At 52.9% G+C, this 26862-nt stretch carries 20 protein-coding genes, 1 tRNA gene and 7 pseudogenes; 11 read left to right on the plus strand and 17 right to left on the minus strand.

The genetic code is table 11. The features are described from left to right. The first annotated feature begins 27 nt into the window (after window positions 1–27). The 5 genes from ACWWJF_RS02280 (at window position 28) to ACWWJF_RS02300 (ending at window position 2298) form a co-directional block, all read left to right on the plus strand. Window positions 28–327: a hypothetical protein gene (locus tag ACWWJF_RS02280; RefSeq protein WP_455868579.1), complete on the plus strand. Its 300-nt coding sequence runs from the start codon at window positions 28–30 to the stop codon at window positions 325–327. Window positions 328–488: 161 nt separating this feature from the next. Beyond that, window positions 489–698: a ParE family toxin-like protein gene (locus tag ACWWJF_RS02285; RefSeq protein WP_434064595.1), complete on the plus strand. Its 210-nt coding sequence runs from the start codon at window positions 489–491 to the stop codon at window positions 696–698. Window positions 699–712: 14 nt separating this feature from the next. After that, the gene (locus ACWWJF_RS02290) at window positions 713–874 is read left to right on the plus strand and encodes a protease FtsH-inhibitory lysogeny factor CIII (RefSeq protein ID WP_455868535.1); all 162 of its coding nucleotides are present in this window, start codon (window positions 713–715) and stop codon (window positions 872–874) included. A gap of 196 nt (window positions 875–1070) precedes the next feature. Next, window positions 1071–1256, plus strand: coding sequence for an excisionase (locus ACWWJF_RS02295; RefSeq protein WP_455868536.1), 186 nt, complete (start codon window positions 1071–1073; stop codon window positions 1254–1256). Continuing rightward, on the plus strand, window positions 1234–2298 hold the full coding sequence (locus tag ACWWJF_RS02300) for a phage integrase Arm DNA-binding domain-containing protein (protein ID WP_455868537.1): 1065 nt from the start codon (window positions 1234–1236) through the stop codon (window positions 2296–2298). Before ACWWJF_RS02295 ends, ACWWJF_RS02300 begins: the two co-directional genes overlap by 23 nt. A 171-nt stretch (window positions 2299–2469) precedes the next feature. Here the strand turns inward: ACWWJF_RS02300 and ACWWJF_RS02305 are convergent, their stop codons facing one another. Continuing rightward, the gene (locus tag ACWWJF_RS02305; RefSeq protein ID WP_455868580.1) at window positions 2470–2766 is read right to left on the minus strand and encodes a hypothetical protein; all 297 of its coding nucleotides are present in this window, start codon (window positions 2764–2766) and stop codon (window positions 2470–2472) included. A 207-nt stretch (window positions 2767–2973) separates the two neighbouring features. Here ACWWJF_RS02305 and ACWWJF_RS02310 point away from each other — a divergent pair. Then, window positions 2974–4980, plus strand: a pseudogene (locus ACWWJF_RS02310) (oxidoreductase). Between the two features lie 19 nt (window positions 4981–4999). Here ACWWJF_RS02310 and rlmG read toward each other — a convergent pair. Further along, on the minus strand, window positions 5000–6139 hold the full coding sequence (gene rlmG, locus ACWWJF_RS02315; protein ID WP_455868581.1) for a 23S rRNA (guanine(1835)-N(2))-methyltransferase RlmG: 1140 nt from the start codon (window positions 6137–6139) through the stop codon (window positions 5000–5002). 208 nt (window positions 6140–6347) lie between these two features. Here rlmG and ACWWJF_RS02320 point away from each other — a divergent pair, with 208 nt between their 5' ends. The 5 genes and pseudogenes from ACWWJF_RS02320 (at window position 6348) to ACWWJF_RS02340 (ending at window position 11000) form a co-directional block, all read left to right on the plus strand. After that, entirely contained in the window at window positions 6348–7346 is a 999-nt protein-coding gene (locus ACWWJF_RS02320; RefSeq protein ID WP_455868582.1) for a Gfo/Idh/MocA family protein, read from the plus strand. 348 nt (window positions 7347–7694) lie between these two features. Then, window positions 7695–8648 carry a TerC family protein gene (locus tag ACWWJF_RS02325; RefSeq protein ID WP_455868583.1) on the plus strand — a complete coding sequence of 318 codons (954 nt, stop codon included), beginning with the start codon at window positions 7695–7697 and terminating at the stop codon, window positions 8646–8648. Between the two features lie 37 nt (window positions 8649–8685). After that, the gene (locus ACWWJF_RS02330) at window positions 8686–8874 is read left to right on the plus strand and encodes a hypothetical protein (protein WP_455868584.1); all 189 of its coding nucleotides are present in this window, start codon (window positions 8686–8688) and stop codon (window positions 8872–8874) included. Continuing rightward, window positions 8871–9758: pseudogene (gene sstT, locus ACWWJF_RS02335) on the plus strand (serine/threonine transporter SstT); the annotation flags it as partial. The gene ACWWJF_RS02330 and the pseudogene sstT, both read left to right, overlap by 4 nt. Before the next feature lie 73 nt (window positions 9759–9831). After that, window positions 9832–11000 (plus strand): IS3 family transposase gene (locus tag ACWWJF_RS02340; protein ID WP_455868476.1). Its coding sequence is split into 2 segments (ribosomal slippage): window positions 9832–10087 and window positions 10087–11000, totalling 1170 coding nucleotides; the frame shifts between segments, so codons are not numbered across the junction. A gap of 9 nt (window positions 11001–11009) precedes the next feature. On the opposite strand, the pseudogene ACWWJF_RS02345 reads toward ACWWJF_RS02340, so the two are convergent. The 15 genes and pseudogenes from ACWWJF_RS02345 to recJ form a co-directional block, all read right to left on the minus strand. Beyond that, a pseudogene (locus tag ACWWJF_RS02345) lies at window positions 11010–11803 on the minus strand (glycosyltransferase); the annotation flags it as partial. A gap of 1 nt (window position 11804) precedes the next feature. Further along, window positions 11805–12760: pseudogene (locus ACWWJF_RS02350) on the minus strand (DegT/DnrJ/EryC1/StrS family aminotransferase). 188 nt (window positions 12761–12948) lie between these two features. Continuing rightward, window positions 12949–13122 (minus strand): annotated as a pseudogene (locus ACWWJF_RS02355) (DegT/DnrJ/EryC1/StrS family aminotransferase); the annotation flags it as partial. A 573-nt stretch (window positions 13123–13695) separates the two neighbouring features. After that, a complete protein-coding gene (locus tag ACWWJF_RS02360; RefSeq protein WP_455868585.1) occupies window positions 13696–14244 on the minus strand; it encodes a 4Fe-4S dicluster domain-containing protein in 549 nt (182 codons plus the stop codon). Continuing rightward, window positions 14244–14837 (minus strand): annotated as a pseudogene (locus ACWWJF_RS02365) (TorD/DmsD family molecular chaperone). The gene ACWWJF_RS02360 and the pseudogene ACWWJF_RS02365 overlap by 1 nt, the downstream one beginning before the upstream one ends. Window positions 14838–14892: 55 nt before the next feature. Then, a complete protein-coding gene (locus ACWWJF_RS02370) occupies window positions 14893–15669 on the minus strand; it encodes a dimethyl sulfoxide reductase anchor subunit family protein (RefSeq protein ID WP_455868586.1) in 777 nt (258 codons plus the stop codon). Beyond that, window positions 15662–16288: a DMSO/selenate family reductase complex B subunit gene (locus ACWWJF_RS02375; protein WP_455868587.1), complete on the minus strand. Its 627-nt coding sequence runs from the start codon at window positions 16286–16288 to the stop codon at window positions 15662–15664. The genes ACWWJF_RS02370 and ACWWJF_RS02375 overlap by 8 nt, the downstream gene beginning before the upstream one ends. Before the next feature lie 13 nt (window positions 16289–16301). Next, window positions 16302–18702 (minus strand): annotated as a pseudogene (locus ACWWJF_RS02380) (DMSO/selenate family reductase complex A subunit). 589 nt (window positions 18703–19291) lie between these two features. Next, a tRNA-Gly gene (locus ACWWJF_RS02385) sits at window positions 19292–19365 on the minus strand. Between the two features lie 82 nt (window positions 19366–19447). Then, entirely contained in the window at window positions 19448–20131 is a 684-nt protein-coding gene (locus tag ACWWJF_RS02390; protein ID WP_455868588.1) for a LysE family translocator, read from the minus strand. Between the two features lie 67 nt (window positions 20132–20198). Next, window positions 20199–20966 carry an AraC family transcriptional regulator gene (locus ACWWJF_RS02395; RefSeq protein WP_455868589.1) on the minus strand — a complete coding sequence of 256 codons (768 nt, stop codon included), beginning with the start codon at window positions 20964–20966 and terminating at the stop codon, window positions 20199–20201. 148 nt (window positions 20967–21114) lie between these two features. Further along, window positions 21115–22161, minus strand: coding sequence for an IS481 family transposase (locus ACWWJF_RS02400; RefSeq protein WP_455868590.1), 1047 nt, complete (start codon window positions 22159–22161; stop codon window positions 21115–21117). Window positions 22162–22319: 158 nt separating this feature from the next. Further along, a complete protein-coding gene (gene lysS, locus ACWWJF_RS02405; RefSeq protein WP_455868591.1) occupies window positions 22320–23837 on the minus strand; it encodes a lysine--tRNA ligase in 1518 nt (505 codons plus the stop codon). A gap of 8 nt (window positions 23838–23845) precedes the next feature. Further along, window positions 23846–24944 (minus strand): peptide chain release factor 2 gene (gene prfB, locus ACWWJF_RS02410; protein ID WP_455868592.1). Its coding sequence is split into 2 segments (ribosomal slippage): window positions 23846–24868 and window positions 24870–24944, totalling 1098 coding nucleotides; the frame shifts between segments, so codons are not numbered across the junction. A 125-nt stretch (window positions 24945–25069) separates the two neighbouring features. Next, entirely contained in the window at window positions 25070–26803 is a 1734-nt protein-coding gene (gene recJ, locus ACWWJF_RS02415) for a single-stranded-DNA-specific exonuclease RecJ (RefSeq protein ID WP_455868593.1), read from the minus strand. Window positions 26804–26862 lie beyond the last annotated feature (59 nt).

Here is a 26862-nt window from a genome sequence, read left to right on the forward strand (position 1 = left end):
CGCTACGAGCGGTTTTTTTACGCCTGAATGAAGGAGATGAAGATGGGTGGCTATACGAAAGGCCCGTGGAAATGGTGGACAAGTAATAGCTTTCGCCGCCTGAGTGGTCCAGACGGTAAGGATGGTGGCGTACTTTGCCCGACTGTGAGCAAAAGTGACGGGCACCCTGATTTAATCGTGAGCAAGGCTAATATGGAGCTGATTGAAGCCGCACCGGATTTGCTTGAGGCGCTGGAAGGTGCTTTAGGCTGGCTCAATAACGGGCTGGCACGCAAGCATTACGATAAGGCAGTTGCCGCCATAGCCAAGGCCAAAGGTGAATCATGAAGCGAACAGCGCTAACAGCAAAGCTAGCCATAGCCGCTCTTGTAGCGGCTTTTTTGTGGGGGTCATACATGATTTGGAGCGCGATATGATGCGAATACCCTTTACCCATCCTAATACTAGCACAACATCCAAACAGCCTTGCATCGTGAGAGGAACAACGAATGAAACCTAAAATACCTAACAGGATAAGAGAGCGGGAGAAGCTATTTAAGCGCTTATACCGTGAAGGACTTATTCATGCAAGACGCATACGACGAACCGGTTATTTATCAATACGGCTCTCCCTCTACTGGCGCATGTTATCCAAAGATAATGGCCAGAGCTGGAAGACCATGAGCCACGCCAAATACGACACCCAAATAGCAATATAAAAACAGGAGCACCCATGAATTATGCATTCGCGGGTCATGCTGCCCTCATGGGGAGCTATCACCCGGAAGAAACCCAACTGGATAAATGGGTTCAATGGCTGAGAAACGGATACAGAAGGCTTATCGATATCCTCGGGCAGCAAGGCAAACCTCTACGACCTGCATCAGTACTCTAACCAAGGCTGTTACAGCCTGAAATCACCTGCATCACCGCACACCCTGTCGGCAACCTTCACTGTACCGTTTCCGAGATTCACAAATTCCCCGCCTGCCACCATGACAAATGGCGCAACGGCTTAATTTTAGCAGAGGTAAATAATGGCATACATCACCTTATCCGAGTGGAATCGGCGGCAACCCCGTCCGCGCTGTATGGAAACGCTAAGACGAGCAGCTAGAAATGTACGTTTTGACCCGCCAGCAATACGTGATGGTCGCGAATATCTGGTTGACGAAACCGCCACGAGGCTAAGTCAAAACGACACACTTCATTCATACAGACCTGTTAACTCATCATTAGTATCGAGGATAAAACATGGCACGCCGGAGAAGTCATAAGAACCGCGACTTGCCGCCAAACCTGCAACCGCGCAATGGCGGCTATTTTTGCTACCGTGACCCGCGCACCGGAAAAGAATACGGCCTGGGTCGCCATCGACAGGAGGCCATTACGCAAGCCATCGCCGCCAATATGGCAATTTATGGCTCATCAAAACAATCACCGCTCGTTGACCGCATCAACGGCACACAGGTGACCACAGTTAGTCAATGGACTGAACGCTATCTGACGATACTCGACGGCAGAAAACTCAAGCCGAAAACGATGAGCGAGTACAATAAATACCTGAAAACCGTTAACACCCATTTAGGCGAATTTGTTCTTCAGAAAGTAGAAACCAAAGACATTGCCTCGTTCCTTAATCAGTGGGTAAAGGCAGGAAAACCGACAATGGCGAACCGCATCAGAGCATTGCTGCTTGACTTGTTTCGTGAAGCCATTGCCGATGGGCTGCTCAAAAGCAATCCAGCCGAGGTTACGCGTAATCAGCGGGTGGACATTCAGAGGGAGCGTATAACGCTGGATGAGTGGAGGCTTATACGCAAGGCAGCGGATACATTACCCGCATGGGTTGGGCCCTGCCTTGACCTTGCTTTAGTCACCGGTCAACGTTTAGGGGATATACAGGCGCTACGCTGGGAGGATTTCAAAGACGGACGCCTTTACATCAAGCAAGCGAAAACAGGCATGATGCTTGCGTTCTCCAAGGCAACCCGCATCGACTGCCTCAATTTATGCCTTTCCGATGTACTGAACCAGTTTAGAGAATTAAACAACGGGAGGGCACATATCGTCGCAGACGCCAAATACAAGCAATTTGCCGCAAAAACGATATCTTCTGCATTTCGTGAGGCACGCAAGGCATCAGGGTTAATATGGGAACGTAACCCTCCCTCATTTCATGAAATCAGAAGTTTGTCAGCGCGTCTCTACACCGATGAGAAAGGTAGGGATTACGCGCAAAAACTCCTGGGTCATAAATCAGCAACCATGACCGATAAGTATCGGGATGTAAGAGGGGCAGAATGGATGGAGGTGTAATTATTTCGATCGAATTTCGAGTAATTTCGATCGATTGTTTGTAACCCATTGAATAAAAATGCTGATATTTCTCTGCCGCTGTAAGCCACACAGCGTCATGCAAACGGCAGTCTTCTGCCGTTTGTTCAGCGAGCACCAACACCAGTGGAAAAACAGGACAAATCAAATCGATCAGGGAAGTGAACGACTAAAGGCGGAGGCATCCTTCGCCAAGGCGTCAATATAGGCGCCAATCATTTTAATGCGCTGCACCAGGGGATTTCGTTCCGGCGACGCATCCATAGAGTTTAACTGAATCACTAACTTTTCGATCTGCGCGCACAGCTCCGCTTCCCGCTGTTGGGCCTGCGTGAGCTGCTGCTGCCAGCTTTCACGATCCTGACGCCAGCCTTGCTGCTGCAACCTGACACAACGTTCCAAATCGGTAAGCGTACTTTCCAGCGCCGGTTCCCACTCATCCACCCACATAGCGATTCCTTAGCACTCTGATCCCGCGAATTATAATGATTGTTGGCACGGACAACAAACCTTCTGGCATACCGTCCCGATTATCGAGTCTCGCCACAGTGAATGACACAAATCACATTAAATAAACATTTATTTCACATATTATCTAACACTCGCTACAGTAAACTCATCAGACCAGTCTCTTACGCGGTTTCTGTGGAGAGCACCATGCACGCCTACCCCAAGCTTTTTTCGCCCCTCAATTTGGGCTTCACCACGTTAAAAAACCGCGTCATCATGGGTTCGATGCACACTGGTTTGGAAGAGCATCCACAGGGCACTGAACGGTTGGCGGCATTTTACCGAGAACGTGTGCAGGGTGGTGTAGCACTGATTGTTACTGGCGGTATTGCGCCCAACGCCAAAGGTGCCGTGGTCGCTGGCGGAGCGACGCTTGAACATGAAGGGCAGCTACCTCACAATCTCCCAATAACTGCTGCGGTGCATGAAGCGGGGGGGAAAATTGCGCTGCAAATTCTGCATGCCGGGCGCTACAGCTATCAACCCGATCCCGTTGCACCTTCCGCCCTTCAGGCACCGATCAGCCCCTTCCTTCCCCACGCTATGCCCCATGAGGAGATTTTACACACCATCGCTGATTTTGCGCGCTGTGCGGCGCTGGCCCAGCAGGCAGGCTATGACGGTGTGGAAATCATGGGCTCTGAGGGTATCTGATTAATCAGTTTCTGGTTTAACGCACCAACCAGCGGCATGATGACTGGGGTGGTAACGAACAGAACCGCCGCCGCTTCGCGTTGGAGATTGTGCGTGCAGTGCGCCGTGCGGCCGGGCCACACTTTATCATCATCTATCGCCTGTCCATGCTCGATCTGGTGGAGTCCGACTCCTCATGGCAAGAGGTAGAAACGCTGGCTCAAGAGATGGAAGCCGCTGGTGTCACGTTGCTTAACACCGGTATTGGCTGGCACGAAGCACGCATCCCGACCATCGCAACGCTGGTGCCGCGCGCGGCCTTTGGCTGGGTGACCCAGCGTTTGATGGGCAAGGTAAACATACCTCTTATCACTACCAACCGCATCAACGATCCGGCTCAGGCAGAACAGATGCTGGCACAGGGCTGCGCCGATATGGTTTCCATGGCGCGTCCCTTTCTGGCGGATTCACACTTGCTTGAGAAAGCAGAAACGGGCCGCAGCGATGAGATCAATACCTGTATCGGCTGCAATCAGGCCTGTCTCGATCGCATATTTGTCGGCAAGGTAACGTCATGTTTAGTCAACCCGCGCGCCTGCCACGAAACAACGCTCCCGGTAATCGCAACAGACACACCGCAACGAATTGCCGTCGTTGGCGCTGGTCCGGCAGGGCTCGCTTTTGCCATTAACGCAGCACAGCGCGGCCATGCAGTGACGCTGTTCGAAGCGGACAGTAACATCGGCGGTCAGTTTAATCTGGCCCGGCAAATTCCCGGCAAACAAGAATTTACAGAGACACTGCGCTATTACCGCCGTATGTTGGTGCTCACTCACGTATTAGTCCGCCTCAACACCAAAGCCACGATCGACGATCTTAAAACCTTTGATACCGTTATCCTGGCGTGTGGCATAACGCCACGCACCCCGGAGATTCCCGGCATTGATCACCGAAGTGTAGTGAGCTACTTACAGGTGCTGCGCGATAAGGTTGCCGTTGGCAAACGGGTGGCGATTATCGGTGCAGGCGGTATCGGTGTTGATGTTGCCCATTATCTGAGCGCCCCCCCGCAAGCCGATTTCTATACCGAATGGGGTATCGATCGTACTCTCGATAAACGGGGCGGCGTATTACCGCTCGCCGCCGGAGCACCCACAGGCGCAGTGCATCAGCATGAAATTGTGCTACTGCAACGCAGGAAAACTGGGTGAGCATCTTGGCAAAACCACCGGATGGATACACCGAGCGCAGCTACTGCGTCACGGCGTAAGTTTTATGGACGGCGTGCAATATAGGTGCATTGACGATGCTGGGCTGCATATTATTCATGAGGGCCAGGAGAGATGCATCGCCGCCGATACTATCATCGTCTGTGCAGGACAGGATCCACGGCGCGAGCTCTATGCGCCATTGCAGGCCAACGGGTGCGCCGTGCATCTGATTGGCGGTGCGGATGTCGCCGCCGAACTGGATGCCCGGCGGGCCATCGACCAGGCCACCCGGCTGGCGCTAACGCTGTAGCCGATGACTCAAGCCCCGTTCAGCGAGACGATGCCAGCTTCACCGCGCGCAGCACCACAAACTTGTTGTTGCCCGCCAGCTGTTCGCAGTTGCCGAACAGGTGTTTCAGCTTCGGATAGTAGTTGAGGTGGCGATTGCCTACGATACGCAGCTCACCGCCGTGCCCTAAACAGCGACGCGCATCGCTGAACATGTTCCAGGCCAGATGGTCGGTGATGGTCTGCTGCTGGTGGAACGGTGGGTTACACAGCACCGCTTGCAGCGAATCAGGGGCAATGTTGGCCAGCGAATTATTCACTACAAAACTGGCACGCGGCAGGTCTTGCGGACAGTTGATTTCAACATTCATGCGACTGGAAGCCAGCGCCATATAAGATTCATCAATAAAGCTAACCAGCGCTGAAGGGTTTTGCGCCAGCGCCACCAGCCCGACAATCCCGTTACCGCAGCCTAAATCCACCATCTTGCCTTCAATATCACTCGGCAGGTGCTGCATAAAAAAGCGCGTACCGATGTCCAGACTACCGCGTGAGAACACGTTGGCATGGTTGTGGATGCGGTAACCATACCCTTCCAGTTCCCACTCAACGGTTGGTGAATACTCACCTACATTGATTTGTGCCACGTCGCAGTGAATCAGGCGTGCCTTTTTCCACGCCAGCGAAGTCCGCGTCGGGCCAATAATTTTTTCAAACAGCTGCAACGTGGAAGTATGAATATCGCGCGCCTTCGCGCCTGCAATAATTCGCGTATGCGGGGCGACGACCGAGCGTAGCATACGAAGCTGATGCTCCAGCATCGCTAAGGTTTTTGGCACCTTGATAACCACCAGCGATGGCGCATCAGGTAACGCCGTCAGGCTGTCTTGCAACATGACGGACTCCGGCGTAAAGCCGTTGAGAGACAGATTATGCCGCGTCGCCAGTTGGCTCAAATAGCTGTCGCTGACGCAGAGCGGCTCATACGCCTGTAATCCACAGGCCAGTGCACCGAATGTGTCGTTCAGAATCACAACGGGCTCTGGCGCAAGCTCCATGGCAGCAATCTCGTTCAGCAAAAACGCGTCTGCCGCTTCCCAGGCTTGTAAGGTGGAATTCTCAGACGTTTTCGGATAACGCACCAACGTGAGCGTTCGCGTTTCCAGTTCCAATTGGCTCATCGGCCTCTCCCGCGTCATAAAGGTTGCGCAGTGTACCCCGTAACGTCGCGGAGCAGTAAATGCTTTTCGTCAGTCAGGGCGAATCCAGGCGCGTGACGCCCTGTTGCCGCGGTTTTCCCCTACGCAGAACCGCGGCGCGACGATTGCCTTGCGCCCACATCATGTTACTCTGTTTTCCTTACGCTCTCGCCAGGAACATCGATCCGTCATGATTCGTTTCGCTATTGTAGGAACCAGTCAAATCACGCGCCAGTTTGTTGATGCTGCACATGAAACCGGTAAGATGAAATTGATCGCCATCTACTCCCGTTCGCAGGAAAAAGCGCAGCAATTTCAAACGGACTATCTGGTTGAACACTGCTTCACCTCTCTGGAGGCGATCGCCCAGTCCGACCTGATTGATGTGGTTTACATCGCGAGTCCAAATAGCCTGCATGCGGAACAATCCATCCTGTTTCTTGAACATGGCAAACATGTGGTCTGCGAAAAACAGTTGGCATCGAACCATGCCCAGGCGCAGAGAATGATCGCGTGCGCGCAAGCCAATCAGGTCGTGTTGTTTGAAGTTTTCAAAACCGCGAGCTTGCCCAATTACGCCCTGGTGACGCAGGGCCTGGCGCGCATTGGTCGGTTGCGTAAAGTGTTTCTGAATTACTGCCAATATTCTTCCCGTTACCAGTCCTATCTGGCGGGAGAGAATCCCAACACCTTCAATCCGGCGTTTTCTAACGGCTCCATCATGGATATTGGCTACTACTGCCTGGCATTCGCTGTCAGCCTGTGGGGAGTTCCTCACAACGTTCAGGCCAGTGCGGCCCTGTTGGAAAGAGGCGTGGACGGGCACGGCAGCGTCTTACTGAATTACGGGGATTTTGACGTGATTATCGCGCATTCCAAGGTGAGCAACAGCGCCATCCCCACTGAAATCCAGGGGGAGGAAGGTTCGCTAGTCATCGACAGGTTGTCGGAATGCCAGCAAGTGAGCTTGGTGCCGCGCAACGGTCAACGAATCGATTTATCCCAACCGCAGCACATCAACAGCATGCTGTATGAAGTGGAAACCTTTGCCTCACTGGTCGCCCAGAATGATGTCAATCACGCCTTTCTGGCACGCTCACTCACCGTCGCGCGCTTACAAACAGAAATTCGCCGCCAGACTGGCGTGGTGTTCCCCGCCGACAGCAACGTACTTTCTGAGGATCAATAACGGAGCAGGTGAAAAGCGCTCACAAAATTTGACCTGGATCGACTTTTCACCTATCTTTGCTGATGCAAAGGGGAGTAACTTTTCCGCCGATTAATCGTCATTACGAAGTCATGTGTCAAGCTTGCTATAAAGTGAGTAGAGATATGCTTCCGGTTATCGGGCAATACCAATGAGCATTCCGCATTGGCGTTGTAAGTGAGACCTTGCCGGAAGGCGAGGGACATTTGCAACGCGAGTGACCAAACGACCTGTGTCTTCCGATACATGTCGTTTTTTTTACCTGGCCTGCTACCGCGCCAGATAAAAATGAGGCCTGACGGTGTTAATTTTTGTTGCAAGGAGCCAGTTATGAACTCCATCGGTACGCCGTGGTTGTGGGGCAGCTTCGCTGTCATCCTTATCGCCATGCTGGCGGTAGACCTACTCTATCAAGGGCGCAAGGGTGCCACTACCATGACATTTCGCCAGGCTGCAGCCTGGTCATTGATTTGGGTTACGCTGTCGCTCGCCTTCAACGCCGGATTTTGGTGGCATCTGAAAGGCACACTCGGCGTAGAAGTCGCCAACACGCAAGCCCTCGCCTTCCTCACTGGCTATCTGATCGAAAAAGCACTTGCTGTCGATAACGTCTTCGTCTGGCTGATGCTGTTCAGTTATTTCGGCGTGCCCGCGCAATATCAGCGGCGTGTGCTGGTTTATGGCGTGCTGGGTGCCATCATCCTGCGAACGCTGATGGTGTTTGGTGGAAGTTGGCTGGTTACTCAGTTCCAGTGGTTGCTCTACGTATTTGGCGCGTTCTTACTGTTCACGGGCCTAAAAATGGCGTTTTCCAAAGACGATGGCGGCGATCTTGGCGACAAGCCATTAGTGCGTTGGCTACGCGGACACCTGCGAATGACGGATACCATTGAAAACGAACGCTTCTTCTTGCGACGCAACGGGATTCTGTATGCCACCCCGCTGTTTTTAGTCTTGATTCTGGTTGAGATCAGCGATGTTATCTTTGCTGTTGACAGCATCCCGGCTATTTTTGCGGTTACTACCGACCCGTTCATTGTGCTGACGTCCAACCTGTTCGCCATTCTGGGTCTGCGCGCCATGTATTTCCTACTGGCTGGCGTGGCGGAGAAGTTCTCGCTGCTCAAGTATGGTTTGGCCATCATTCTGGTGTTTATCGGCACCAAGATGATGCTGATCGACCTTTTCCATATTCCTATCGCTATCTCTCTGGGCGTTGTAGCCAGCATTCTGGCCATCACTCTGCTGATTAACCTGTGGGTGAATCAGCGCGCCGCTCGCTAAACCACAAATCGCCTCCGTAAAAGGAGGCGATTTGTGAATGACCCGCCGCACAAATTCGTGTGCCATTGCTTTTTTTAATGCCTCTTTTCCCTATACTGCTCTGCGCAAACACTTTGTTACAGGTTATGAAAAAAAAACCATTGCTTCTCCAGAGGTTTTCATCCTGCAACGTTCTACCACACAACCCTTGTTAAGTTACGGAACGGGAACACCGTCTATTTTATGAAAAATTCTCAATCTGCTTTTTTACGTTATTTGCTGCAAGGCAGTCTGGTGCAACAAATTGTTATCGGGCTGGTTTTGGGCATCCTGCTTGCTATGGTTTCGCGCGACAGCGCCCTTGCAGTAGGTTTACTTGGCACACTATTCGTTGGTGGGTTAAAAGCCGTTGCCCCCGTATTAGTGTTGCTGCTGGTCATGGCCTCCATCGCTAATCATCAGCAAGGGCAGAAAACCAATATCCGCCCAATATTAGTGCTTTATGCCATCGGTACCTTTTCCGCTGCCCTGGTTGCAGTGGTACTCTGTTTTCTTTTCCCGACAACGCTCGCACTCAATGCACAAGCAACGGATGTTGTGCCGCCAACGGGCATTGTTGCCGTACTCAAAGGCTTGCTGATGAGTGTGGTAGCTAACCCGATCCATGCACTGATCAACGCGAACTACATTGGAATTTTAGTGTGGGCTGTCGGCTTTGGTATTGCTTTTAGCCACGCATCACCCAGTACAAAAACATTTATTACCGATGCAGCACACGCAGTTTCCCTGTTGGTGCGCGCCGTTATTCGTTTTGCGCCGCTTGGGATCTTTGGCTTAGTGTCTTCGACACTGGCTGAAACGGGCTTTGGCGCACTGCTGGGGTATGCTCATCTGCTCACCGTGCTGGTTGGCGGCATGTTGATCGTGGTGTTTGTCGTGAACCCGCTGATCGTGTTCTGGAAGATTCGTCGTAACCCGTACCCGCTGGTGCTGACCTGTTTGCGTGAAAGTGGCATCACCGCCTTTTTCACGCGCAGTTCTGCCGCCAACATTCCGGTGAACATGGAACTATGCCGTAAGCTGAATCTGGATGAAGACACTTACTCTGTCGCCATCCCTCTGGGAGCCACCTGTAGTGGCACACTGATACTGGCCACCTGAGCGGAGGTGATATGCTCACCTCATCAACACGACAGGTGACCTCATGGGTAAACATTTTACGGCGGAATTTAAGCTCGAAGCCGCAAAGCTGGTTGTCGACCACGGCTACACATACGTTAAGGCCGCAGAGGCGGTTAATGTCAGCCATTCTGCCATTAGTCGCTGGGTCAATAAGCTTCGCCTTGAACGACAGGGAAAAACGCCAACGGGACTTCCTCTTACCCCTGAACAGCTCGAGCTGCGTGAGATGAAGAAAAAAGTCCAATGCCTTGAAATGGAGAACGAAATCCTAAAAAAGGCTACGGCGCTCTTAATGTCGGACTCACTCAACGGTTCACGGTAGTCGACAGGCTGAGGGCGCGATACCCGGTCACGGCGTTGTGCCAAACTTTTGAGGTACATCGCAGCAGCTACAGGCACTGGCAGGCTTCCGCTAATGAACCCGACGGTGAGCGCGTGGTTAAGTGTAGCCGCGTCATGGAAGCCTGGAACGCCAGCGGCGGCTCTGCCGGCGCTCGAAGTATCGCGACCATCGTCACCGGCAGCTCCGGTGTCAAAATGGGGCGCTGGCTGGCTGGCAAGCTGATGAAGGAGCTGGGTATCGCCAGCTGCCAGCGACCGGCTCACAAATACAAACGCGGCGGCAATGAACACGTTGAAATACCGAACTATCTCAACCGCCAGTTCGCGGTTACCGCGCCGGATCAGGTCTGGTGCGGCGATGTGACCTACATCTGGACGGGCAAATGCTGGGCTTACCTTGCGGTGGTGCTAGAGCTGTTCGCCCGCAAACCGGTGGGCTGGGCCATGTCGACGTCGCCGGACTCGGCGCTGACAGTTAAAGCGTTGCAGATGGCCTGGGAACTCCGGGGACAACCAACAGGAGTCATGTTCCACAGCGACCAGGGCAGCCACTATACCAGCCGTCAATACCGGCAAGCCCGGTGGCGCTGCCGGATAAAGCAGAGTATGAGTCGGCGGGGTAACTGCTGGGATAATGCGCCAATGGAGCGGTTCTTCCGCAGCCTGAAGACAGAATGGGTGCCGACAAAGGGTTACAACAGCTTCAGCGAAGCCCAGGACGCGATTATCCGCTACATCACGGGGTATTACAGCGCTATCCGGCCTCACTGGTATAACGGCGGCTTAACTCCAAACGAATCTGAGCGACTGTTCTACATACAGTCTAATGCGGTGGCCAATATTAGTTGACCACTACACCCATTCAGGCCCAAATACCAGACGCAACACCACCAGCACAAAGGTCAGAAAGAATCCTAAGAGCGCGATGGCGCTACCTATCACGCTGAGCAGACGTAAAGGCGTCGTGGTCAGGCAGGTCACCAGGTCATACATCAGGCTGATCAAACTGATCACGCTGTACTTGGAATCACCGTGCAGGCGTTCAGCGTGCTCGACAGGAATATCCGTAGCCTTACGCGCGAAGATATTGGCAAGGATAGGGATAAAGGTGCTGCGTTCGTGGCAGGTCAACATGGCATCGACGATATGGCGCCGATAAGCGCGCAGCATACAGCCATAATCGCCCATGGCCTTGCCAGTGGTACGCTGGATAAACCGGTTTATCAGGCGTGATGACATTTTGCGAAACAGGCTATCCTGACGATTTTGACGCACCATGCCCACCACGTAATAGCCTTCATCGGATTTTGCCACCAGACGCGGGATCTCTTCCGGTGGATTCTGGAGATCGGCATCCAGCGTAATAATTAAATCGCCCGTGGCATGGCTAAATCCTGCCATGATCGCAGCATGCTGACCGTAATTTCGGTTAAGCAATACGGCTATCACGTGGCTATCTGGCATTTCGCTGGATTGCACCATCAGCCGCGCTGAGTTGTCATTGCTGCCATCATCAACCATACAATCTCATAGTCCTTACTCAACGTCTCACAGGCAGCCACCGTGCGCTGAATCAGGGCAGGCAGGCTCTCTTGCTCGTTGAATACCGGGATGACAACGGAGACTTTTTTTATCAAAGGAAAGGTGAACATATCAACCGCAGGCAAGTTCGCGCAGCGGATCGATAACGCGTGATGTGTCGTCATAAGTCATATCCGGAAACAGGGGAATGGATAACAGGAGTTCGCTGTTCCACTCTGTATGAGGAAGTTCAAGTGCGGGAAAACGCTCACGGTAATATTTCTGGGTATGGACGGCGCGAAAATGCAGGCCGGAGCCAATCCCTTGCGCTTGCAGTGCAGCCATTAACGCATCGCGTGAAATACCGCAGCGTTCAGCATCTACACGCAAAATAAACAGGTGCCAAGCGTGGTGATGGGGCCATTCAGGCTGACGTAATGGCAGCAGTGGCGTATCGGCAAGCGCCGATAAATAGCGTTGCGCAATCTCCTGGCGCCGCTGGTTAACGTTCGCCAGCTTGCCAAATTGCACTAACGCAATCGCGGCATGGATATCACTGAGATTGTATTTGTACCCCGGTGTTATCACTTCTGCCTGCGGTGCACGTCCCTGTGCAAGTCTGTCATAAGCATTCACGCCAAGGCCGTGAAATTTAAGGCTGCGGATACGCTCGGCAATCTGGTCATCATCGGTGACCACCAGTCCGCCCTCGGCGCAGGTCATATTTTTGATGGTGTGAAAAGAGAAAATCGCAGTGCCTCTCGCTCCGACAGGGGCTCCGCGATACTCGGCCCCAACGGCATGTGCCGCATCTTCAATAACGGGGATACTGTGACGGTGCCCGATAGCGCGAATCGCGTCCATATCGGCGGGTGCGCCGGCGTAATGCACGGGAATAATGGCGCGCGGGGCGTGATAGCCGCAGCAATGGCCTCCGGCGTGACCATCAATGTATCGCGATCGACGTCTACCATCACCGGCACAGCGCCAAGCAAGACAATCATGTTGAGGGTTGAAACCCAGGTCAGTGAGGGGGTAATAACTTCATCGCCAGGGGAAATATCCAGCGCCATCAAGGTTACGTGCATCCCGCGGCTTTGTTGAATAAATAGATTTTATGCTGGCAGCCCAGTGAAACGACGGATCCTCGCAACGCAAAATCATGCAGTTAGGCTTCATGAGAAAACTGTACACCTGAGGGGACAGGCATTTTCTACCAAAAGTGGCTTGGCAAAACAGCATGACTCACTATTATTCAACAAAGCCGCATCCCGCCTGTCGCGGAACTGACAGCAGTGGCGTGCTTGTTGCCGGTCAATGCACAAAAAGCAGCTTCCAGTTGCTGATTTTTTGGCCCTGAAGTGATCCACCCGGATAACATGACCGTATTCACGGCAGCAATCTCTTCCTTTCCCAAAGAAGTGCGAGAAAAAGGTAAAAAATCAAGCATGACAATATCCTGGTGATAAAATAACAAACGTAAAAAACATCATGATTTCACCGCCTTATTTTCTATTACCTCGCAAAAGGAAATAAGAAAAAAGTTGGCTGATAAATATAGTCGAGTCCTGTTTTTTAGCCATTACAAATAATGGTACAGGTACGCATTACTAAAATAACTCGGATGAACACCCTAAACACGCCTCATCGGAATTGTGTTTAAAATACGTTTAATTAAACTATTCAATTAAAAGTTCAATCAGCTCTTCTTATTTTATATATTCATTTAGGTTTTATTTATAAAATAATAATAGCCATTAGCGTCACAATAACATGACGTTCAAAAATAAAAATCATATTATCACTGTGCAAATGACGGTATGGCGGGGTCGATATTCAGGCGTTATTTAAGCAAATGGGGGGCTTTGTTGAATAATAGGGAATCGTGCTGTTTTACTATGCCCATTTTGGTAGAAAATGCTTATCACCTCAGGCATTCCGTTTTCTCATGATGCTTAACTGCATGATTTTACGTTGCTGGAAACAATCGTTTTACTGGGCTGGTAGCATAAAATCTGTTTATTCAACAAAGCCCAAATGGGGTCAATGAAATTGCCTGAGTTTCACACTGAATCAAGCATTCTCCACAGCCATGACAGCGCGCGCTGTCTACATCAGGCAAGCCACGCTCACCGAGAGAAAGCGCCTGACTCGGGCAAGTATCGATACAACTGCGGCAATGGCGTTGCTGACTGATACAGGGAGTGGCGATCGCCGGACGTAATCCGGTATCAAAGTGTGCCTGCGGCAATAGCGCTCCCGAGGGACAATGCTTGATGCATGACTGACAGCCATCGCAACTGGCGTATTCAATGGCCAACTGCGGATAACCTTCTTCATTGACGATCAGCACCCCCATTGGGCAAGCATTAACGCACTGTTGGCAACGGTCACACTGTTGATAAAACTGTGGTGCAGGCAGCGCACCGGGAGGAAGTGGCGCACGTGGTTGAGCGTTATCGGGTAGCGGCTCATGCTGGTGCGAAGCATTAAGAAAGGCGCGGAACAACCCGCGCCGACTGACGTAGCGATGAGACAAATATCCGCGATAGTAGCGCTCATCCTTTTCCATCAGAAAAACATCCGTGGTGTTTCGGGCTGCAACCCATAATAACGCTGCATCCCCTGTAGCAGTAAGCGGGTCACGGCTGCCAGTTGGGCATAGAACGGGCTGTGGGGATTTTGCTGCAAGCGTTCCAGATAGCGATCGCTCCAGGGCAGCAAATACGTTTCCAACAGCGTGTGCGCAGCCTGCTCTTTCTCTTGTTCCAACAGCGCAGGGAGCGCCAGCAGCATCAATCCTAACTGATCCTCCGGTTCCTGCTGCGCACCGGTAAACTACAGTCCGTGCCGGTGTAGGAAAGCACGATAGCGTACCGTACTTTCTCCCATTAGCAGATTGTCGTTTTCCAGATAGACCGACGCCCAGGGTGGCGCAAACATCTCTCCCTGCCCTTCGAACAGTACCGAGTATTGCCAGATAAACGCTTCTGCGTCAGGCACTGGCCAGTGCTGACACAGCGCTTTCATTTCGGTGCGTTCTGCCCAAGGACACAGCGTAGGCAGCGCAGATAAACTCGCCACGATAGCCTGCACATCGGGGTGTGTCGGCGGATAGTAAAAGAGTGCGCCCAAAAAACGTGGCAACACGGCTATAGATGACATCGGGCTCTCCCCTTAGGATGCCGCCCTGTGCAATAGCATACAGGGCGGCACGGCATTACATCGGCAACGTCCACAGGTTATAGAACGCGACACGGCCCGCCAGCTCAGCGACAATCACTACCAGCGCACAGGCCACCAACAGTGAGCGTCCGGTTTTATAACGAACATGTACCATCGCCCCCACGATGCCCACAGCGAGCAGGATAGCCTGCGCACTAAACCAGGCTAGCTGTGCACTGGTCAGCGCACTGTCTGCGCTCATCAAGGTTGCCATGTAGCCAGGACGAAGGCAGAAGCTCGCCAGCGTAGCCAATACGCTAACAGCCAGTCCAATGCGGCGCGCCCCCAATACCGCTGCCAGCGCACCGCCACCAATCATCGGCGTCAGCAACATTATCAACAGCGTGTAGTTGGTGTTCCAGGTCGTCACGGTCGGCAACTGATAAATGCGCGGGATAGCCAATAAGAACAGCACACCCACCACGGCAGCGATCCAGGTCAGCGCACTGAACAGGCGTTGTGCGCCGCGATTAAGCAGCAACCCCAGAGCTCCGAGACCGCCAAATGCGCAAAACAGCGACGAAAGCACGATTTCGTTGCTCATCGGCGAGTGCCCGGCGCGCAGCAGCACGTTCATGGCACGCAGTGGCTGCCCGAGATGCAGCCCCGCGATCGGCAGGGCCAGGCCAAACAGACACATTGCAGCAAACAGGCCAATCGCTAACGGCCGTGCCTCCACTTGTTTTAGCATCCCCGCCACCAACAGCAGGATAAACGCCCCCACCGCACTCTGCGTGAGCACGGTAAAAAACACCAAAGGCAACTCATGCATGGCGCACCTCCTGCAAGTTTTGAATAGCACCATCTTTATCGCCGCTCGGTCGCGCTTTCGGGTGCGGTTTGACGATCAGATTCGGGTGCGTCAGCGACGCAGAGGGTAACGGTGCGATCTCGTTTTCGCTGCCGTATTTGGCACGCAGTTCATCAATGTGCCCAAAATCCAGCGCGCGCTGCGGACAGGTATCGACACAGATCGGACGCAGATTTTTCTGCAACCGATCCAGGCAGCCGTCACATTTGCGCATCACCTTGGCGTGCGCATCAAACTGCGGCGCACCATAGGGGCAACGCATCTCACAGTAACGGCAGCCAACGCACACGTCCTCATCCACCAGCACTAGCCCATCCTCTTTGCGCTTGTGCATGGCACCGGTTGGACAACCGGCCACACAGGTTGGATCGTCACAGTGGTTACAGGCAATCGACAGGTAGTAGCTGTAGGTGTCGTTTTGCCAGGACTCGCCCTTTTTTACCCAATTGACACCACCGTACTCATAGACACGGCGCAGCTTCGGGCCAAGATCCAAATCTTTATTATCCTTGCAACTGACCTGACAGGTTTTGCAGCCCGAACAGCGCGAGGAGTCAACGTAAAAGCCATATTGTGTCATCAGTCATTTCCCCTTAAGCGCGCTGAATCTCAACCAGGTTGGTGTGTTGCGGATTACCTTTCGCCAGCGGCGAAGGATCCTGGGAGGTCAGGGTGTTAATGCACCCGCCAACATCTACGCCCGCGCTGTCAAGGCGCGTCCAGGCCCCCTGCGGCATAGCTGCAACGCCAGGGAGAATGCGCTGTGTGACTTTGCAGGGGATTTCTACCACGCCGCGATCGTTGAATACACGCACGCGATCGCCAGATTTCAGTTGGCGCTCCGCCGCATCGATCGGGTTGATCCAGACTTCATCCGGCACGGCTTCATGCAGGAATTGCACGTTGCTGTAGGTGGAGTGGGTGTGGCCCTTGGTATGGAACCCACTGAGTTGCAGCGGATATTTGGCTGTCATCGTTTTATTGAGATGAGATTCACGCACCACGCAGAACTCAGGAATTGCAGGGATACGATCACCTTCCGGTAACGTCCAGGTTTGAGCCAGTTTGGCTAGCGCTTCGGAATAGATCTCAATCTTGCCTGACGGTGTTTTCAGCGGATTGGCCTGAGGGTCTGTCCGGAAATCCAGGAAGGCAATGCTCTGTTTTTCCGTCGCGATCTGTTGATCGATAACGCCCTTCTCTTTCGCAACCGACCATTCCGGCAAGTAAGTGCGTTTCTCTTTCACCTGTTGGTAATGTTTTTCGACCCACTGCGCCTGCGTGCGGCCTTCGGAAAATTGCTCTTTCAGTCCGAGATGACCAGCAATATCGGCACAGATGTCGTAGGTACTGCGCACTTCCCACATCGGCGTGATGGTTTTCTGGATAGCAATCATGTAGTTGTGCGAGTCCGTTGAATACGAACTATCAACCAGATCTTCCGCTTCCAGATAGCTGGTTTCCGGCAGCAAGATATCAGCAAATTTGGCGCCAGGTGTGATGTGGTTATGAATCACTACGATGGTTTCACACAGGGTGTCATCCGCCAGAATTTTACGCGTGCGGTTGATATCACCGTGCTGGTTCAACAGCGCCTGCCCTGCCTGGTTGGCCACCATTTTAATGCCGACGCGCAGCTTATCCGCGCCTTTCACGCCCATGGTCGTGGCCGTCATTTTTTCGGGATTAAGGATGGCATCCGTCCAAAGATAGCAAGGGATCGAGGTTTTGATCGGGTTGCTGCCCACTGGCAAGGTTGGAACACCGTAAGGTGTGCCATAAGGCAAGTTACCGTTGTTGGTGCCCTGCAACCCAAAGTGACCAGTAAGCGCTGGCAACGTCTGGATCGCGCGCACAGTTTGCTCACCGTTGGCGTGGCGCTGCGGCCCCCAGCCCTGGCCAATATAGCCGGCGCGCGCACCCGCGATTTCCCGCGCTAATTGACGAATGCGCACCGCTGGAATGCCAGTGACGTTCGCCGCCCATTCAGGCGTTTTGGCAATGCCATCTGGCCCGGTTCCCAGAATATAATCCTTGTAGCTGGCATTCGGTGCCGCAGACGCGGGCAACGTGCTGGCATCAAACCCGACGCTATAACGGTTGACCAACGCTTCGTCGATCAGGTTTTCGCTAATCAGGGTGTGAGCCAACCCCGCGACCAATGCCGCATCGGTGGTTGGGCGAATCGCTAACCACTCTGCAATGCTGAGTGATAACGGAATCGGTGTAACGCGGATCGATGATCACCACACGAGCCTGCGATTTTTCTAACGCACGACGCAGTTCCTCCACCTGTCCGCCGCCGGACATACGGGTTTACGACAGGTTGAGGCCAAAAAACACCACCAGATCGGAATGGGCGATTTGCGTAAAGTGGCTGCCAACATAGGTGCCGTGCGTATACGGCGTGGCAGTCGCGATTTGCGCGGTAGAGTAGGTGTTGTGATAGTTCAGGTAGCCGCCCGTCAGGTTCAGCAGGCGTTTCCACGCGTGCGTTCCCTGATTGTGATGATAGGCACCGGATTGGTAGTTGTAGTTGATCGCCTCATTGCCATATTTCTCAGCAATGCGCTTCATTTCCGAGGCGACAAACGCGGTCGACTCTTCCCAACTGATGCGTTTGAATTTGCCTTCACCGCGTTTACCGACACGCTTCATCGGGTATTTGATACGATCCGGGCTGTAAACGCGCCAGCGGTTAGAACGCCCGCGCAAACAAGGACGAATCTGGTGTTCACCGAACACTCTGTCATCTTTGGCATCTTCCGGCTCGATACGCACGATGCGATCGTCCTTCACAATCACCTTCAACGGACAGCGACTGCCACAGTTAACCAAACACGCGCTGTGACGAACGGTTTCATTGTCGTTCACCACACCGGTTGGGACCACCGCCGGCTGGGCATTGGCAGAAAACGGCAAGGTGATGGTACTGGTAATCGCCACCGCCGAGCCGATTTTCGCGGCATCGATCACTGCGTCCCGACGAGATATTTCCTGGTGTAAAAGGTCTTAAATAATTTTCTTCATGATTATTATCCCACTTTGCTTACCCTGCTAACCATAAAGGCTTGCTAATAATGTGGGATTGATATCGATCAAGCGGGTAAGGCCTATTACCCCCGAAAGGGTAGAAATGTGATCGTGAAACGTCTCTATTTACTTAAATATATAACGTTTTTGGTTTTAAATGCTGCTTTTTTGCAAAAATGCAGGTAATGATAATGAGATTTATTGCTATTTGTGAATAGTGTTTTATCTATATATAAGTAAATGAAAATATCACCACACAGAATTTATAAAAGATATTTACCTTGAAGAGCAAAAAACAGCCCTCCTCTCATTTACACATAAAATTAGCAGGTTAAATGAAAAAATCTCAAGTTCCGCCCGGAGACGTTATCGGGGAAATACGGGAAAGTATGTACATCAGCCTGCGGCAATTGGCTAAAGCAAGGGTACTACACATATCAACGCATAGATTTGGGTATAAGGAAGCAGACGGCGAGATAATCAGAATTTGGTGAAAGGATTGTGGTATCTGGGTTTAGTTGACTCTGCTAGGCATTGCGAGAAGTATGTTTGGAGCGAGTGAAGGGAATCGAACCCTCGTATAGAGCTTGGGAAGCTCTCGTTCTACCATTGAACTACACTCGCATCAGGTGTGCGTTGGGCATTATAGCGCTATCCGCTTACCGGGCAAGCAAAAACCCGGCGAAAGTGGTGGCGTATTGAGCAATCAGTCAGCCAGAGTCAGCGGGATCAGCAGCGTTTGGTAACCGTGATAGATGACTTGCACAGAAAAATAGGCAAACAGCAGTGCCGATATGACATAGCAGTAAAAGGTCAGCCGCCCTTGTAGCGCCTGTCGGCCAAACTTAATCATACCTGCCAGGAACAGCGTCCACAGTAATCCACCGATAAAGAAACCGCTGAGAAATACGCTCACCATCAGCGTTGAGCCGTCCGTTGACTGCGCGATAATCGAGCCGCCAATCGCTGCAAACCACAGCAGCGCGGTCGGTGATGCCAGCGCCATCCCCATGCCGCTCAGAAAATCGTAGCCGCGAAACCGTTTTGTTACTGCTGGAAGATCAATCACATCCGCGTCCACAGGCGCTAATCGTTGCGTCTGATAATCACGCCAGGCCATGCGCGCCATGTTCCAGGTCATCCATAGCAGAATAGCACCGCCGCCAATCCACAGCGCCCAGCGTACCGGCAGCGCAGTAAAGATAACCGCTAAACCAAACGCAGAAAGTGCCGCGTAAACCAGATCGCCAAAACAGGAACCAAAGCCAATCATAAAAGCGGCGCGCGGCCCATCACGCATCCCTCGGTTAATGATCGCCGTATTCACCATTCCCAAATCCAGGCACAGCGAGAGGGAAAGCAAAATACCATTAAGCACCACTAACAACATAACCGCCACAGCTCCGCAGACATCAATAATGAACGCAAGTTTACGGGGTCGATGACAGGACGTATTGTCAGAAATTGATACGCTGAAAACGCCCCGGCGTCATGGCGTTAAAGCGGTTGAAGGTTTTGGTGAAGTGTGACTGATCGGCAAAACCCAGACTAAGGGCAACCTCACTGATGCTCATGCCCTGACGCAGCAGCTCACGCGCTTTACCAATACGGCGCTGCATCAGCCAGGCCAGCGGCGGCATACCGGCTTCCTGATGAAAGCTACGCACCAGATGCGCCACGGTGATGTGTTCATCGCGCGCCAACGTATCCAGATTGGGCTGTTCTGCCAGGCAATCGAGCAAACGCGCTTTGATGCGTTTTACCCTGCTGCCCTCGCTGACCATCTTCAACGGCGCAGGGCTGCCCATATCGTTGTCCATCAATGCTGCCAATAGCATCACCAGCCGCTCCTGATACATCGCGCCATCACTCTGCTCATCGCTGGGGTTTGCCAATAGTTTCAACTGTTGCGCCAGAACGGGAGCCTGTTGCACGCCTTGTGCAAACCGAAAGGCACGACCAAAGAAATGCTCAAAAGCGCCGGGTTGTACGTAGAGCGAAGCACATTGCCAGCGACCATCGCTATTATCACCGCTTTGTAGCTGATGCGGATTGTAGGTGGTCACCATCTGGGGATCGACATCAAAAGTGTTGCCATCCAGCCAGACATGCTCAACGCCGTTAAGATTGGCGCTAATCACATATTCATCATGGGTATGGCGGGGAAATCCGCCGGTATTTTCTAACAACGCCAGTTCAAACCAGCCATCACGATAGGTGATCATGGAGCCACTTCCCCCCGAAACAGAAGAGTGACGGTAGCATTTTTCTCTGTGGATTTACCAGCATGGCTCGTGGGATGACAACGCATAATGTGTATTAGCTCAGACCTGATCTGACAGTTACCGGTTATTTATACAGGTGTCTGTCAGATTAAATCTGGTTCAGATTTTTTTCTGCCCAGACTCGTTTACCATCAAGTAACGTGGCCATTGGCGTACGCCCGCAGCACATTTTACCCTGATGAGTTCGCTCATTATTGTAATGCCACAACCAGTTGTCCAGATCCTTTTGTAGACTTTCTAGGTCCTCGTATAACGTCTTACGGAACGCAACCTGATAAAAATCCTGCAAAATAGTTTTATGGAAGCGCTCGCAGATACCGTTTGTCTGCGGAGACATCGCTTTCGTTTTCGTATGGTCTATATCGTTGATAGCCAAGTACAGCTGATAGTCATGTTGTTCCACTTTACCGCAGTACTCCGTCCCCCCCCCCCTGTCCGTCAGTATTCTTAGCATTGGCAGCCCCTGAGCTTCGTAGAACGGCAGCACGCGATCATTGAGCAGGTCGGCGGCAGAGATCGGTGCTTTACTCGTGTAAAGCTTGCAGTGCGCCACTTTCGAGTACGTATCCACGAACGTCTGCTGGTAGATACGGCCAACACCTTTCAGATTACCCACGTAGAAGGTGTCCTGCGACCCCAGATAACCCGGGTGAGCAGTCTCTATTTCACCACAGGCTTCGTCGTCGTGCGCCTTCTTCTCCAGTGCAGCGATTTGAGCATCAGTAAGTACGATGCCTTCTCTGGCAACTTTTTCCTCAAGTGCCTTCAGGCGCTTACGAAAGTTTTCCAGATCGTGTCGTTGCCAGATGGAGCGCACACCGCTGCCAGAAATGAAGACGCCTTTTTTACGCAGCTGATTACTGGTCCGGTGCTGGCCATGAGCCGGGAACTCAATGGCGTAATCAACAACCGCACGTTCAGTGGCTTCATCAGCACGGTTTTTCAGGTTGGGAACCCGGCGGTTTTGGTTAACCAGAGCGTCAATGCCGCCTTCTGCCGCCAGTTCCTGATAGCGATAAAACGTGTCGCGTGACACCCCCATGATTTTACAGGCTTTTGATACGTTACCGAGTTCTTCGGCGAGATTGAGCAGGCCGGCTTTGTGTTTGATGATGGGATTGTTAGTATGAAGCATGAGAGTTACCTCGTGTTTTGTATAAGGATTCGACACCCATATCAAAACCGGTAACTCTCAACCTTTCAAGGTCCAGTGTCAGATCAAGTCGCGACTAATACACATAATGAACCCCATGCAAGCATGGGGTTCATTATGCGTCAGTCGTTCGAAGACGTTTACTTCTGCGGACGCATCGCCGGGAACAGAATCACGTCACGAATGGTGTGGCTGTTGGTAAACAGCATCACCATACGGTCGATGCCAATGCCCAGGCCCGCCGTTGGCGGCAGACCGTGTTCCAACGCGGTGACGTAGTCTTCGTCGTAGAACATGGCTTCGTCGTCGCCCGCATCCTTTGCGTGTACCTGATCGGCAAAGCGCTCTGCCTGATCTTCTGCGTCGTTCAACTCGGAGAAGCCGTTACCAATTTCACGTCCACCGATGAAGAACTCGAAACGATCGGTGATTTCCGGGTTTTCATCATTACGACGCGCCAACGGTGAAACTTCCGCTGGATATTCGGTGATAAAGGTCGGTTGGATCAGATTCGCTTCTGCGGTTTCTTCGAAGATCTCGGTCACGATACGGCCCAGACCCCAGCCTTTTTCGATCTTGATCCCCAGAGACGTTGCAATGGCAGACGCTTTATCGAAATCGTCCAGATCCGTCACGTTGGTTTCCGGACGATATTTGCAGATAGCCTCGCGCATGGTCAGCTTCTCAAACGGTTTACCAAAATCAAACGTTTGATCGCCGTAGGGCACTGTGGTGCTGCCCAGCACGTCTTGCGTCAGGGTACGGAACAGGCTCTCGGTCAACTCGATGAGATCTTTATAATCGGCATAGGCCATATAAAGTTCCATCATGGTAAATTCCGGGTTGTGACGCGGCGAAACGCCTTCGTTACGGAAGTTACGGTTGATTTCGAACACGCGTTCAAAACCACCAACCACCAGACGCTTCAGGTAAAGTTCCGGCGCAATACGCAGATACATGTCAATATCCAGCGCATTATGATGAGTCACAAAAGGACGCGCGGAAGCACCGCCGGGGATCACCTGCATCATCGGGGTTTCAACTTCCATAAACCCGCGCTCCACCATGAAACGGCGGATACCAGACATGATCTGCGAACGCACGCGGAACGTATTGCGCGATTCGTCGTTGGCGATAAGATCCAGATAGCGTTGGCGATAACGGGTTTCCTGATCCGCCAGACCGTGGAATTTGTCCGGCAGCGGGCGCAGCGCCTTGGTCAGCAAACGCAGTTCAGTACAATGGATGGAAAGCTCACCGGTCTTGGTTTTGAACACCTTGCCGCGCGCGCCCAGAATATCGCCCAGATCCCATTTTTTGAACTGTTCGTTGTAGATGCCTTCCGCCAGGTCGTCACGCGCCACGTACAGCTGAATGCGGCCACCCACATCCTGTAACGTCACGAACGAGGCTTTACCCATGATGCGGCGCGTCATCATACGACCCGCCACAACCACTTCAATGCCTAGTGCTTCCAGCTCTTCGTTTTCTTTATCGTCGTAAGCCGCGTGCAGCGCATCAGAAGTGGAATCACGGCGGAAATCATTAGGAAAAGCGATACCGTGTTCACGCAGCGCCGAGAGCTTTTCGCGGCGCGCTTTCAATTCGTTGTTCAGATCCAGCGCCTGATCGGCACCCTGTGATTGTGACTCAGCCATGTGACTTGTTATAACCCCGCTTTTAAACTTGCTTCAATAAATCGGTCCAGATCGCCATCCAGCACAGCCTGGGTATTACGCGTTTCCACCCCGGTGCGCAGGTCTTTGATTCGGGAATCATCCAGTACGTAGGAACGAATCTGGCTGCCCCAACCGATATCGGACTTGTTATCTTCCAGCACCTGCTTCTCAGCGTTTTTCTTTTGTATCTCAAACTCGTACAGCTTCGCTTTCAGCTGTTTCATCGCCTGATCTTTGTTCTTGTGCTGGGAACGGTCATTCTGACACTGGGTAACAATGTTGGTGGGTATATGGGTAATACGCACCGCAGATTCGGTACGGTTAACGTGCTGTCCACCGGCACCGGAGGCGCGATATACGTCAATACGCAGATCTGCCGGGTTGATTTCGATATCAATATCGTCATCCACTTCCGGATACACAAACGCGGAACTGAATGAAGTATGGCGGCGACCACCAGAGTCAAACGGGCTCTTACGCACCAAACGGTGCACGCCCGTCTCGGTGCGCAACCAACCAAACGCGTAGTCACCGATAATCTTGATGGTAGCCGATTTGAGACCCGCGACTTCCCCTTCAGATTCTTCAATCACTTCGGTCTTAAAGCCTTTGCTCTCAGCCCAACGCAGGTACATGCGCAGCAACATACTGGCCCAGTCTTGCGCTTCCGTGCCGCCGGAGCCGGATTGAATATCGAGGTAGCAGTCGGCGCTGTCGTATTCGCCGGAGAACATGCGGCGGAATTCGAGCTGTGCCAGCTTGGCTTCCAGCGCGTCCACTTCAATGATGGTGTCGTTGAACGTCTCTTCGTCGTCCTCTTCCACCGCCAGTTCGAGCAGGCCGGAAACGTCTTCCAGTCCCTGTGTCATCTGATCGATGGTATCGACGATCGCTTCCAGCGAGTAGCGCTCTTTGCCCAGCGCTTGTGCACGCTCAGGTTCATTCCAGACGTCGGGCTGTTCCAGCTCGGCGTTTACTTCTTCCAGGCGTTCTTTCTTGGCATCATAGTCAAAGATACCCCCTCAGAACAGCTGTCCGGTCAGACAGGTCCTGAATGCGGTTTTTTACCGGATTAATTTCAAACATGATTAGCGTCTTACGTTAGCCGTCAAACGACGGAGAAAAAATGGATATAAACGAACGATTCTAGCGTAATATACGCCAGGTTTACAGCCGTCTGGCGCAATTTTCCCCCTACGAGCGATGACTCGCTACACCGGCCACAAATGCTGTATCAACAATTGCACGCTGCGTTTACCGCGAAATTCGTTAACCTCAAGGCGGTAGGCCAGTTCCGCCTCACGAATGCTGCTGTTGGGCCAGCAACGGGTATCCACATTAAACGCGATACCGTCCAGCAGCGGCCCGCCGTTAACCGGCTCCACCATCAGCTTCAGATGGCGCTCTTTCAACAGTTTCTGCTGCAAGATACGAAAACGCCCATCAAACGTGGGTTCAGGAAACGCTTGTCCCCACGGCCCGGCATCGCGCAGCATCTCTGCCGTCACCAGATTCAGTTCGGTTTGTATCAGTTCACCGTCCGACCAGATAACCCCTTCCAGATGCGATTCATCCAGCCACTCGCCGACCAGTTCACCAAAGCGCTCACGGAAGGTATCAAACTGATGTTCTTCCAGCGATAGTCCAGCCGCCATCGCGTGACCGCCAAACTTAACCATCAGCCCCGGATAGCGAGTATCCAGGCGTTCCAGCGCATCGCGCAAGTGCAGACCGGGTATTGAACGGCCAGACCCCTTGAGCACGCCCTCGCCCGCCGGTGCGAACGCAATCACTGGTCGATGAAAACGCTCTTTAAGCCGTGATGCCAAAATACCGACCACGCCCTGATGCCATTCGGGATGGTACATCGCCAATCCCAGCGGCAGTTGTTCAAGGCCGTGTTCCAGCTTTTCGCACAGTTGAATGGCTTCCGCCTGCATCTCTTGCTCGATTTCACGCCGCGCCAGATTGAGCGCATCCAGCTCGCTCGCCTGCATCCGCGCTTCGACGATGTCATCGCACAGCAGCAGCGCCACGCCAATCGACATATCATCCAAACGCCCTGCCGCATTCAGGCGTGGCCCAATCGCAAAGCCCAGATCGCTGGCTACCAGTTGGCTGGCATCGCGGTTGGCGATTTCCAACAAGGCGCGAATGCCAGGGCGACATTTACCGGCACGAATGCGATTCAGCCCCTGCGATACCAGAATACGGTTGTTGGCATCGAGTGGCACCACGTCGGCCACTGTGCCTAGCGCCACCAAATCGAGCAGTTCCGCCAGTTTTGGTTCCGCCAACCCTTTTTGGCTAAACCAGCCGCTGTCGCGCAGACGCACAAACAGCGCCATCATCAGGTAAAACGCCACGCCGACGCCGGCCAGCGATTTAGAAGGAAAGGGACAGTCGCGCAAATTGGGATTAATTATCGCATCAGCGGCGGGCAACGTTTCCCCCGGCAAGTGATGGTCAGTGACCAACACCTGAATACCACGCTGGTGCGCATCATCCACGCCGGCATGGGATGAAATACCGTTATCCACCGTCAGGATCAGCTCTGCGCCCAGCTTCTCGGCCTGCACCACCACTTCCGGGCTCAGGCCATAGCCATCTTCAAAACGGTTCGGCACCAGATAGGTCACCTGGCTACCGCCCATGCTGCGCAGTGCCAGCACGGTAAGCGCGGTGCTGGTCGCGCCATCGGCGTCAAAATCACCGACGACGACGATGCGCCGTTGTTCTGCCAGCGCCTGTTGCAGAAACACTACCGCGTCGTCAATGCCATCGAGCAGGCGATAATCGAGCAGGCCGCGCAGGCTGCGATCCAATTCCTGGCCCCCGGTGACGCCGCGCTGCGCGTACAGACGGCGTAGTAACGGAGGAAGCGTTGCGGGAAGCTCACTGCCTTCCGCCAGCGGACGCCGGCGGAGTATGGTTTTTAATTCCACTTTATTTTCAATTCCACTGCGTGACGGCGTGCATTACACGTTATCGCTTTTAATGGGGC

Source organism: Symbiopectobacterium sp. Eva_TO (assembly GCF_053848865.1).

Coding starts and splice junctions, on each gene's coding strand:
- ACWWJF_RS02280 (WP_455868579.1), top strand. CDS start 28: ATGAAGGAGATGAAGATGGGTGGCTATACGAAAGGCCCGTGGAAATGG.
- ACWWJF_RS02285 (WP_434064595.1), top strand. CDS start 489: ATGAAACCTAAAATACCTAACAGGATAAGAGAGCGGGAGAAGCTATTT.
- ACWWJF_RS02290 (WP_455868535.1), top strand. CDS start 713: ATGAATTATGCATTCGCGGGTCATGCTGCCCTCATGGGGAGCTATCAC.
- ACWWJF_RS02295 (WP_455868536.1), top strand. CDS start 1,071: ATGGAAACGCTAAGACGAGCAGCTAGAAATGTACGTTTTGACCCGCCA.
- ACWWJF_RS02300 (WP_455868537.1), top strand. CDS start 1,234: ATGGCACGCCGGAGAAGTCATAAGAACCGCGACTTGCCGCCAAACCTG.
- ACWWJF_RS02305 (WP_455868580.1), bottom strand. CDS start 2,766: ATGTGGGTGGATGAGTGGGAACCGGCGCTGGAAAGTACGCTTACCGAT.
- rlmG (WP_455868581.1), bottom strand. CDS start 6,139: ATGAGCCAATTGGAACTGGAAACGCGAACGCTCACGTTGGTGCGTTAT.
- ACWWJF_RS02320 (WP_455868582.1), top strand. CDS start 6,348: ATGATTCGTTTCGCTATTGTAGGAACCAGTCAAATCACGCGCCAGTTT.
- ACWWJF_RS02325 (WP_455868583.1), top strand. CDS start 7,695: ATGAACTCCATCGGTACGCCGTGGTTGTGGGGCAGCTTCGCTGTCATC.
- ACWWJF_RS02330 (WP_455868584.1), top strand. CDS start 8,686: ATGACCCGCCGCACAAATTCGTGTGCCATTGCTTTTTTTAATGCCTCT.
- ACWWJF_RS02360 (WP_455868585.1), bottom strand. CDS start 14,244: ATGGAAAAGGATGAGCGCTACTATCGCGGATATTTGTCTCATCGCTAC.
- ACWWJF_RS02370 (WP_455868586.1), bottom strand. CDS start 15,669: ATGCATGAGTTGCCTTTGGTGTTTTTTACCGTGCTCACGCAGAGTGCG.
- ACWWJF_RS02375 (WP_455868587.1), bottom strand. CDS start 16,288: ATGACACAATATGGCTTTTACGTTGACTCCTCGCGCTGTTCGGGCTGC.
- ACWWJF_RS02390 (WP_455868588.1), bottom strand. CDS start 20,131: ATGTTGTTAGTGGTGCTTAATGGTATTTTGCTTTCCCTCTCGCTGTGC.
- ACWWJF_RS02395 (WP_455868589.1), bottom strand. CDS start 20,966: ATGATCACCTATCGTGATGGCTGGTTTGAACTGGCGTTGTTAGAAAAT.
- ACWWJF_RS02400 (WP_455868590.1), bottom strand. CDS start 22,161: ATGCTTCATACTAACAATCCCATCATCAAACACAAAGCCGGCCTGCTC.
- lysS (WP_455868591.1), bottom strand. CDS start 23,837: ATGGCTGAGTCACAATCACAGGGTGCCGATCAGGCGCTGGATCTGAAC.